This is a genomic window from Ruminobacter sp. RM87 (genome assembly GCF_000701925.1).
Taxonomy (GTDB): Bacteria; Pseudomonadota; Gammaproteobacteria; order Enterobacterales; family Succinivibrionaceae; genus Ruminobacter; species Ruminobacter amylophilus.
On record NZ_KL370838.1, the window covers coordinates 1 to 10,800 of the forward strand.

A 10,800-nucleotide genomic window follows, 5' to 3' on the forward strand; every position below is an offset into this window, starting at 1 on the left:
ATTCGTTCTGAATTATCAGACAGCAATTTGCCAATAATAGAACGCTTTGGGATCACATACTGTTTATCCTTTTTGTACTCACGTTCATATTCATACAAAACATAAGAAGAATTACCTTTTTTCTTGAAGAGAATCTTCCCTTTTTCCTTTGGAATTGGCACGGAAAAATCGTAATACATTAGTTATATCCTTTAGTGTAACCGTTACACTAAAGGATACCATAATTTTTATTGAATAACAAGACCTGAACATATTGAATCTGCAATGTTTGGAGATATATTTGGGAGGTACGTTTATGGGGTAGTGGAACTTTTATGAAAAGTTAAGAATCCTCATTCACTGAATGCTCTGAAAGGTCTGCAGAACCCTTGCGGCAGGCCTTTAAAATCATCTAATACGCCAAAAAACACGTTCATAAATGAATAAATAACATACAAAAAAACAGTAAATATCCTGTAACACTTGTGAAAAAATCGTCAAAAGCCTTTGAATTTAGTGATCGGTAACAGATTTTTGCCTTTTGCGAGTTGCTCATAAGCTGTTTGTTATTGATAATTGAAAACGTTTAGCAACGCCGATATCTCGGATATTACGGGGCTAAAGAGGAAAGTCTAAAACAATAACGTGTTAATTAAGAGGGCAGAGATGAATAAGACCCAGCTAGTTGAGAAGATTGCTGAGAAAGCCGGTATCACCAAGAAGAAGGCTGATGAAGCTCTTAAGGCATTCGAATCTGTAGTAACTGAAACTCTTGGCAGCGATGACAACATTACCCTTGTTGGATTCGGTACTTTTGAGGCTACCGAACGCAAGAGTCGTGAAGGTCGTAATCCAAAGACTGGTGAAGTAGTGAAGATTGAAGCTCGCAAGGTGCCTCGCTTCCGTCCAGGTAAGGCTTTAAAGGATGCTTTAAAGTAAGATAGGGCATCAGCTGATTCTAAGTCTGTAAAAGCACACATTTAATGTGTGCTTTTCATTTATGGAGACCTGTATCAGGCTCCCGGACGCCAGAATCAGTCGGAAGAGTGAAGCTGCTCATTCCTAAGGTGAAGATCCATCATTTTTTGAGCAGTTGCCTTCATTCCGCGTGACTTATAATAAAAATGAAATAATAATAGTGAGATTATTACGGTAATTTCATTTATAATAATTACAATTTTTTAACTTTTGTGTTTTGAATTTATTTACCTAGTGTATATTTCGGAGTAAAAGATACATGTTTACTGATAAACTCCGCGAAGGTTCAACCGGACCGGCAGCCAAGATTCTGTTCGGCATAATTATCGTTTCCTTCGCTGTTGCCGGTGTAGGTTCCTACCTGATTCCGGATCGTAACGATGAACCCGTAAAGGTTAACGGGGTGAAGATCCCTGAATATGAACTTGAAAATCAGGTTCGTATCGAAAAGTCCAAGCTTGAAAGACAGTTCGGCAAGAAGTTCTTTGAACAGCAGATGGCTATTGATGACAACTTCAACAACAAGTTCAAGGCCAGCATTCTTGAAAGAATGATCAATGATGAAACTCTCTCTCAGCTTATTGAAAAGGACGGAGTTGACATTCCTGCAGTTCTCGTAAAGTCCAGAATCAGAAGCATGCCTGAATTCCAGGTTAACGGTGAATTCAATCAGGATCAGTATCAGAAGGTTCTGTCCATGGCAGGCTTCCAGAGTCCTGATGCATTCGGTGAAGCTTTAAGAAACGATATTGCCAAGGAAACCTTCCTAAAGCCTGTTATTGAAGGTGAGTTTGCTCTTCCGGGTGAAGTTGGTCATCTTACCGATCTTCTGACTGAAAACCGTACCTATACCATGGTGAACATCAACAAGAGCAAGTTTATCGGCAACGTTGAGGTTACCGAAGAGCAGATTAAAGACTACTATGAAGCTCACAAGGATAACTACCTCAATGCAGACAAGGTTAAGTTCACCTACATCTATCTGACCACTGATGATGTTGAAGCTGATGTTCACTATACCGATGAAGATCTTACCAATTTCTTCAATCTGCATACCGAACTCTATACCGTACCTGAAAAGCGCGAGATTTCGCACATCCTCTTTACCGGTGACGACGCCATGGAAAAGGCGAAGGAAGTAAAGGCCAAGCTTGATGCCGGCGAAGACTTCGCAGCCCTGGCTCAGCAGTATTCTCAGGACCCTTCATCAGCAAAGAACGGCGGTAAGCTTCCTGCATTCGCTTCAGGCCATCAGGACAAGAGCATTGACAGCGCTGCCTTCGCTCTCGAAAAGGTCGGTGATGTTTCAGAACCTGTAGAATCAGATTTCGGTGTTCACATCATCAAACTCAACAAGATTGTTCCTAAGACCTCAAAGACCTTTGAAGAGTCAAAGTCTGACGTAATCAGCAGATTCGTAAAGCAGCAGAGCCAGGAAGTATTCCTCGACAAGCGCCAGATTGTTGCCGACGTTTCTTTTGAAAATCCAGACTCTCTTGATTTTGCCGCCAAGGAAGCCAACAGCTCCGACAAGGATCATCCTTCTGACACCGTTAAGGTTCAGACTTATGATTTCCTTGCTTCTGATGCAAAGGATCTCAAGTTCCCGTTCAGTGAAAAGGCTGTTCTTGACAAGGTATTCGATCAGGAACTCCGTGAATCAGGCATGAACTCAGATCTTATCGAACTCGGTCCTAACGCATTTGTTGTCGTTCATATCGAAGACTATGTTCCAAAGACTCCGAAGAAGCTTGATGAAGTTAAGAAGTCTATTATTGCAGACATCAGTGCCGATGCTTCCAGGGCCGGTGTAAACACCTATGTTGACGGCCTGATTGCAACTCTTGCAAAGGGTGAATCAATTGATGGCGAAGCCGCTTCAGGTAAGATTACCATTGATAAGCCTAAGACCATTTCCCGTCTTGACAACAAGGTTGACGAAAGCGTTTCAAGAAACGTGTTCGAGCTCGCCCGTGCCGACAAGGGTAATATTAACTACGGAAAGTATGAGGACAAGGACGGCAACGCATACATCCTGATCCTCAATGACGTGGAAATCCGCAGTGAACCTGATGCTTCACGTGATGATTTCCTTACTCAGCAGATTTCCAATATGAAGTCAAAGGCTGACAACGTTGTTCTGATTAATTCAGCACGTGACAAGTCCAAGATTGAATACAATCTCAGCAAGAAGTATTTAAACGGTTCTTCAGACTCATCTGAAGACTGATAAATACCGGATGAATTCATCCGACTGAGTCTTAAAGCAGGTCACCGTTTCGTTTTTATGGCGAAACGGTGATTTTTTTATGGATATAAGTAATTAAATTTGAAGAATAATCCGTAAATCAAGGTATAATACACAGGTTATCAGTAATGTACCGGTATTTCCCGTTCGATGAAACACCTGAATTCCTTCGGTGCGTATTCATTCTGACTGGAATCTGAAAGTCGGGGGCCGGTTTTTCTGAATAAAGGTTTTATGCTTTGCGTGTTTCCTGCAGGAAACACCTGTTCGGGCACCATTTATAAGATTGATAAGGATTTATTTTAATGGAATTCAAGACTACTGAAGATAAGGTTTGTTACGGTATCGGTACTCAGGTTGGTGATCAGTTAAGACACAGCATGTTCCCTGCATTCAATGTTGACGCCGTTATTGAAGGCATCAGAGATTCACTTGCAGGCAAGCTCCAGATTAATGCTCAGGAAATCAATGACGCATTCAGAGTATTAAATGAAAAGCTCGCCAATGAACAGGCCGCTCTTGCTGAAGTTGCCAAGAAGAAGGGCGCTGAATATCTTGCTGAAAACGCAAAGAAGGAATCAGTTGTAGTAACTCCTTCAGGTCTTCAGTACGAAGTTCTTAATGAAGGTACCGGTGCTACCCCTAATGAAAACAACGTTGTTAAGGTTCATTACCACGGTACTCTCATTGACGGTACTGTATTCGATTCATCAGTATTAAGAGGTGAACCTGCCCAGTTCGGCGTAAATCAGGTTATCAAGGGCTGGGTTGAAGGTCTTCAGCTGATGAAGGTTGGTTCAAAGTACCGTTTAACCATTCCATATGAACTTGCCTACGGTGAAAACGGCGCAGGTTCAATTCCTCCATGCAGCGTGCTCGTATTCGAAGTTGAACTCCTCGATATCGTTAAGTAATTAAGACTTTTTCGGAGATTGAATCATGAGTAAGTTACGTATTGCAGTTGCGGGTGTTAACGGCAGAATGGGCCGCTGCCTTGTACAGGCTGTAACGGCTGCCGGTGAAAAGTGCGAGCTGGTTGCCGCCACCGAACATCCGGAGTCTTCAGTTATCGGTGCCGATGCAGGCGAAATCGCAGGTGTGGGCAGGCTCGGTGTGGCTGTAGTTCCATCACTCAGGGATGCGGCTGCCTTTGATGTACTGATCGACTTTACCCGTCCTCAGTCATCTCTTGATAATCTGGCGGAATGCGTATCACGCAAGTCAAAGGTTGTACTCGGTACCACCGGATTTACTGATGAACAGAAAGGACAGATTGCTGAATTTGCCAAGCAGACAGCAGTTGTATTTGCATCCAACTTCAGCGTTGGTGTAAATCTGGTATTCAAGCTTCTGGAAATGGCCACCAGGGTAATGGGTGATTATTCCGACATCGAAGTTGTTGAAGCTCACCACAGACATAAGGTTGACGCTCCATCAGGAACAGCCTTAAGCATGGGAGAAGCCGTAGCCAGGGCCTTAGGCAAGAACCTCAATGACATTGCTGTAAAGGAACGTAACGGCATCATCGGTGAAAGAAAGCCGGGAACCATCGGTTTTTCAACCATTCGCGCAGGCGACATTGTAGGTGAACACACCGTAATGTTCGCGGACATCGGTGAACGCGTGGAAATTTCCCACAAGGCTTCAAGCCGCATGACTTTCGCCAACGGTGCCGTAAGAGCTGCTCAGTGGTTAAGTGATCGTACTACCGGTCTTTTCAACATGCAGGACGTGCTTAATCTCAAGTAAGCTTCATTCTGCGGATTGAAATTCCTAAAAGTGAAACAGGAAGAGGAACATCATGGTATGTTCCTCTTTCTTTTTATGAATGATTATCTGAATTTATTGCGATAATGTGATGAAAGAATTTCTGTGACAGTGATTGATTTCAGTTTTATGATCAGGGGGTTAATTTCATCCGGTGTGCCGAAAGGTCTGTTTATGTACCTTGCCTGTAGATTTATTCTGTTTATTATCTTTTAATATTCCGGATTATCAGACGGTATTGCTGATAACGGCAGGGCACCTGAGGATGCCTTCTTGTTTTTATGAGAAACTTAAGAGTTCTCTTTCACTTTTTTGGTTTTCAGGTTGTTTTTGGCTTTTACAAGCTGTTCTATAGCTTCTCCTGCTGATACCTTGCTTCTGCTCATTTTGGTGTATACGCTGCACGGATTAAGCCTGTAGCAGCATGCCGCCTCGTCGATTGAACTGAATTCACGTCCGTTGATGATCACCTTTTTGGTACGTGCAGGCACAAATTCGAGGCACCTGTTAAGGGCTTCATCCGGGTTCTGACACCTTTTAAGAGCATCGTTCCATCTTGATCTGGTGATGCCATAGTGCTCACACATGGATGCGATTGAGGGAAATTCTATCCCGCGTACTGTAACCCTGGTTTTCTTTCCTGTCATTAAATACTTCCTGTAATGTGCATGTAATAATTTACAGTCTGCTTGAATTTCAACGTCATGATATCAAATTTATTCTTAATAGTAAAATAATAATATTTATATTTAAATGATTTATATCAATATAATATATATATTACAAACAAGCGCCAACGAATAATTTAACATCATGAACGGGGTTAAAATGCCGACGGCGCGGGCATTGTCTGACTGAAATAAGTTAAGTGTTCTGATGATGAAAAATGTGAATATTCAAAAGCACAGAAATACCGATTGTGCAAAAAATGACGGAAAATATGAAAAAAAAGAAATTATTTAACCTTGGGAACATCCTTCCAGGAGGTAGTGTATGCCGGTGATTTTCTTTCCTGTCTGGATATGCCGCTCCGGGCATACATGCCCTGAGCCGCCAGAAAGACCGTATTCTGTTTTCTGGCGTTAAGCCGGTCAACAGCCATCTGGAGTTTTGCGCGTTTCTCTCTCAGCTCCTCGGATTCCGGCTCGGCATCAAAAAGATCCATCTGACTCTCGCGTGATGCAGACAGCTCCTCAAGAATGACTCCTGCCTTGTAGTAGAGGTATCCCGGTGCAAAAATACCGTTAAGCACGCGAAGTCCCGCACTGAGCAGTTCTGTCGTGTCACAGGTTCTGATATTCAGTCTGGCATAGGCCTGTCTGCTGTAGTGACGGTCTCTTGCTGAAGCCAGATTGGTCTGGATGTATATGCTGATGATGCCGGCATACTGACGATCTTCCCTGAGCTTTTCAGCTGCCTTTACTATAAAATCAGCCACGATCTGGCTGAGTTCGGTAAGTTCGGTAATGTGATGACCGAAGGTTCGGCTCCACATAATCTGTTTCCTGGGCTGCGGCTGGCTGTCCATGGGAATGCAGGAAATACCGTTAAGTTCAGTTATGATATTGGCAGTGGTGATGTTGAACTTCTTCTTTATCTCCGCAGGATTCAGCAGTGACAGTTCATAGGCGTTTCTGATGCCGTATTCTCTGCCAAAGCGTTCATTAAGGGCTCTGCCTATTCCCCAGATATCGTCAAGGGGGGTGTTTTTCAGGGCGAAAATTCTCTCATCATCCGTATCTATAGTCATAACTCCTCCCGGAAGAATACCTTTCTTGGCGCAGTGATTGGCAATCTTCGCCAGGGTTTTGGTTGAAGCTCCTCCCACACATACAGGGATGCCTATGTCATGTGTCACCCGGTGACGGATCTCAAGACAGTAATCAAAATTATTGTAGGTTCGTGAATATCCGGTGAGGTTCAGAAAGGCCTCGTCTATGCTGTATCTTTCAACCTCCGGAGCAAATCCGCTCAGCATGGTATAGACACGGTTGGACATATCCAGATAAAGACTGAAATTGGAACTGAAAACGGCAATGTTGTACCGGTGCACAAGATCTCTTATTTTGAAAAGAGGAATCCCCATGGGAATCCCCAGTTTTTTGGCTTCGTTTGAACGGGAAATTACGCATCCGTCATTGTTTGAAAGCACGATTACCGGACGATCCCTGAGATCGGGACGGAACATTCTTTCGCAGGAAACAAAGAAGTTGTTGCAGTCTGCCAGAGCAAAATAACTGCGGGAGGCATTCATTTCATATGCCTTAAGTCTCTGCAGATCCTCCGGAGTTGCCTTGTCCGGATCCGTATACCTGATGATGCTCATGTTCTGTCTTGTGCCGGTGGTTATTCAGATGAAAAATTCTCGCATGGTGGGTTTTATTTCAATTATACCTGTTTTCTGTCAAAAAACATAACGAATAAAATATATATTCTGTAATTTTCTGCATAATTGTGCGTAATCGCTCCGGAGTTAAATCGTGATGAACAGGCGAACTGAAGGTTTTAATCAGGACTGAATACTGTTATCATAAGTCCATGTCTTTGCGTACAGCGCGCGGAGTTACCACGGTTTTTAAATTCAGAACTGAATATGGACGGCAACGGTGAACAGGACACAGATAACTGAACTATTTGAGATATTTGAATCCGTAAGAAGCAATCCTCGGTCGGAGCTTGTATATCATAACAGCTTTGAGCTTCTCTGCGCCGTGGTGCTTTCGGCCCATGCCACCGACGCTTCCGTAAACAAAGTTACTCCCGTCCTTTTTGCCAGGGCTCCCGATCCGCAGACCATGGCACGGATGGAAACCGCGGCAATTGAGGAGATCATTTCCTCCATAGGTCTTTACAGGGCCAAGGCCGGATATCTGAAAGGTCTCAGTGAAAAACTGGTGTCAGACTTCGGAGGAGAAGTACCTCAGTCTGAAAATGAACTGGTCTCACTGCCCGGCGTGGGACTCAAGACGGCAAGAGTTGTTCTTAACGTGGCTTTCGGCCGGCCGACCATTGCTGTCGATACGCATATATTCAGGGTTGCGGACAGAATAGGTCTGAGCCATGCCAAAACTCCCAATCAGATGAGTGACGTTCTGGCTAAGCGTATTCCCGAACGTTTTCTGAAAAACGCCCATCATCATCTCATTCTTCACGGCAGATATGTGTGCCGTGCCCAGCGCCCGAAATGTCATGAATGTCCGGTGACACACCTCTGCGCCTTTTTCAAGAAAAGCAAATACGTCACAAAGTAAGTAAAATCAGAAAACTTTTTTTCATTATAGTGATCAAGCGTGATTTTTAAATCTTTACTTTATGCAATGATATTAAAGATAGGGGGATAACGTGCGATTATTATTTGGGCAAACAGATTGTCCATCCCGTGATGATTGCTCTTTTTATGTCAATTTAAATGTTTTTTGTCAGATAAACATTTAAAATATATCTAATGCGCTGCTCACTGCGACAGGGCATGAACAAGGATAAAACACACTCATCATGAGTCGTACAGTTCTCTCAGTTCCGATAAGCAATGTAACCGTGTCCGGTTCGGATTATGTCCGTCTGATTATTCCTGCAGTAATCATCGTGCCGGATCAGGCTGTCGGATTTGACATGATTTCACTCGACCCGTTCTTAACTTTTCCAGAGAACGGGTCACGGAGTGTCTGAAAACACCTTTTCAGGCATTCAAACCGATTGAACGTCGGGGATTGTCCGGAGGATTTCTGATCAGAGTCCGGCCGGAAAGCCTTCTTTTGAGGAGGGGCTGTTCAGTATGGCTGGTTATACATATTTAAAAAAGGCGATCTATGAACGATACAAACAAAAAAAATAACGAACAGAAGATAATTAGCTCGCTTGTAAGAGACTTTATCATCTATATAGATCAGGAATGCTTCAATAAGCCGGAAGAATTTACTCCGTTTGCCGATCTTGTTGTTCCAACCTTGCGCAAATATAATCAAAAGCTTAATGTAAACTGCGATTATATCAAGCATGTTCGTGATGTACTGTCTAAAGAAAAGAATCTTAAGTCCAATCTTGATATCATGGAAAAAAGCGGTCGACTCGACATCGTTGACTGCGACAGTATTGAAGATCTGATCAGTCAGCATCATTCAGATGCCAATACGCTTTTCATTACCCAGATTGAAGAGATGGCTGTTTCCGTAAAGAGCGGTGAGGATGCTTTTGACAGTAACAATCTGTTTATCAAGAAAATTAATCTTGAAGCGTCTCTGGATTATTTCAAGGGCATTCGAAATAAATATGCCAGCCTTGGTAATGCCCCGTCAGAAGCTGCACGCGTCAACACCATCATTATTGACATTTCATCAATCTTCTATGAAAACACTTCGTTCTTCCTTGAAGACCTGAATCTTTACAATAATCCAAGCTATCCGTACAAGATATACGTCTGCAAGAGGGATCTCGATAAATTCTATCAGAGTGCAAAAGTCAGCCATTTTGCCGACTCAAGTTACAGCCGACTTGATCGTGAATTCGGCGCGATTACCTACAACCCTGATCTTGCGGGAAGAGATGACAGTGCAACCATCAGAAAATTCAGAACCGAGAAGAACGTCGGTGTTCTGACTTTTGATGACAGCAGGGCAAGTGAATTTTTCAATATGAACGAACCTGATCTTTCAGGTCGCTGGGTCTGTCCGTTCAAAATCAAGGATGGAGATGCAAATACCGATTATCCGTCCAGCCCGTGGAAAAAAGATATAAACTCACTTTTTGAAAGAGTTAAGGAACTTCTGAACTCTAATGAGGATTCCTTTGCTAAGTATGCGGAGCTTTCAAAGGTTCAGACCGCAGCCAGCATAGAGGAAGACAAAAAGAAGAAGGAAATGGAGAGCGCTCCAGCCTCCGCCAAAACTTGTGATGAAGTCAAGAAGGCCATTGCCGACCCTATCATTAAGGTAAACAACTCTGACTTCTCTGATCTGGTTGTCGAATCTGAAGCTACCAGAAACAATGACATGATGTTTGCAAAGTCCAAGGATTTTGCAAAGACTGTGATTCAGCCGAAATCAAGTGAGGTTGTTCCTCCTCTGCAGACAGCATCAGTAAGTGCCTCAACCATAAATCCGGAGGTTTCCTCATCTGATGACAGAATTATCAAACCTGTAAGTACCGGAACCACACTGAAATTCGTTAAGGATGAAGAAACAGCTCAGCCGGCTCCTGCCGCTCCGCAGACCAAGCCTGCCGTTGATGACGTGATTTCTCCGGTAAGGGAAACAGTTGACGTTATGGCTGAAAAAGCCGCGGAAACAGTAGAAACTGTTGTTATCGATTTAGACAAAAATGTTGAGAAGGAAACAGTCACACTCACGGGAAACGTCAGGGATGCAGCAGCTGAAAAGGCCGATGAAGTGCAGTCAGCCGTCTCTGAAACCGCAGCAGAAGTAAAAGAGGCTGTTGCTGAGGCTGAAGATAAAAACGAAGATATTCTTTCCGCCAAAGAAAATGAATCTGAACATCATGACGAAAAGAAGCATCGCGGTCTGTTTGGTCTGGGTTCACTTTTTGGCAGAAAGAAAAACGCCAAGGAAGAAGTTAAAGCTGCGTTAGCCGACAAAGTTGAAGAAGTAAAGACCTCAGTGGCTGACAAGGTTGCTGAAGCAAAGGAAACCGCAGCAGAGGTTAAGGAAGCAGTTTCTGAAAAGGCTGAAGAAGTAAAGACCGCAGCAGCTGACAAGGTTGCTGAAGCTAAAGAAACCATAGCTGAGGTTAAGGAAGCAGTTTCCGAAAAGGCTCAGGAAGTTAAGGCCGCAGCAGCTGACAAGGTTGCTGAAGCTAAAGAAACCATAGCTGAG

General features: G+C 43.5%; 8 protein-coding genes. 6 read left to right on the forward strand and 2 right to left on the reverse strand.

Annotated elements, in window-relative coordinates; translation table 11 throughout:
- Nucleotides 1-630 precede the first annotated feature (630 nt).
- The 4 genes from T489_RS0113090 (at nt 631) to dapB (ending at nt 4,954) form a co-directional block, all read left to right on the forward strand.
- Nucleotides 631-918 (forward strand): HU family DNA-binding protein, encoded by a 288-nt coding sequence (locus T489_RS0113090; protein ID WP_255327025.1) that lies wholly within the window; start codon nt 631-633, stop codon nt 916-918.
- A 298-nt stretch (nt 919-1,216) separates the two neighbouring features.
- Nucleotides 1,217-3,187 carry a SurA N-terminal domain-containing protein gene (locus T489_RS0113095; RefSeq protein ID WP_031580445.1) on the forward strand — a complete coding sequence of 657 codons (1,971 nt, stop codon included), beginning with the start codon at nt 1,217-1,219 and terminating at the stop codon, nt 3,185-3,187.
- A 323-nt stretch (nt 3,188-3,510) separates the two neighbouring features.
- Nucleotides 3,511-4,119 (forward strand): FKBP-type peptidyl-prolyl cis-trans isomerase, encoded by a 609-nt coding sequence (locus tag T489_RS0113100; protein ID WP_031580447.1) that lies wholly within the window; start codon nt 3,511-3,513, stop codon nt 4,117-4,119.
- Nucleotides 4,120-4,141: 22 nt separating this feature from the next.
- A complete protein-coding gene (gene dapB, locus T489_RS0113105; protein WP_198020494.1) occupies nt 4,142-4,954 on the forward strand; it encodes a 4-hydroxy-tetrahydrodipicolinate reductase in 813 nt (270 codons plus the stop codon).
- A gap of 308 nt (nt 4,955-5,262) precedes the next feature.
- Here dapB and T489_RS0113110 read toward each other — a convergent pair whose 3' ends face one another.
- Nucleotides 5,263-5,619 carry a hypothetical protein gene (locus tag T489_RS0113110; protein WP_031580449.1) on the reverse strand — a complete coding sequence of 119 codons (357 nt, stop codon included), beginning with the start codon at nt 5,617-5,619 and terminating at the stop codon, nt 5,263-5,265.
- A gap of 308 nt (nt 5,620-5,927) precedes the next feature.
- Nucleotides 5,928-7,298: a Y-family DNA polymerase gene (locus T489_RS0113120; RefSeq protein ID WP_051622174.1), complete on the reverse strand. Its 1,371-nt coding sequence runs from the start codon at nt 7,296-7,298 to the stop codon at nt 5,928-5,930.
- Nucleotides 7,299-7,578: 280 nt separating this feature from the next.
- Between T489_RS0113120 and nth the strand changes: the two genes are divergently transcribed.
- Both nth and T489_RS14540 read left to right on the forward strand, forming a co-directional pair.
- Nucleotides 7,579-8,223, forward strand: coding sequence for an endonuclease III (gene nth, locus T489_RS0113130; RefSeq protein WP_051622176.1), 645 nt, complete (start codon nt 7,579-7,581; stop codon nt 8,221-8,223).
- A 558-nt stretch (nt 8,224-8,781) separates the two neighbouring features.
- Nucleotides 8,782-10,800: hypothetical protein (locus T489_RS14540; RefSeq protein WP_198020493.1), on the forward strand; the 2,019-nt coding region annotated here is incomplete at its 3' end.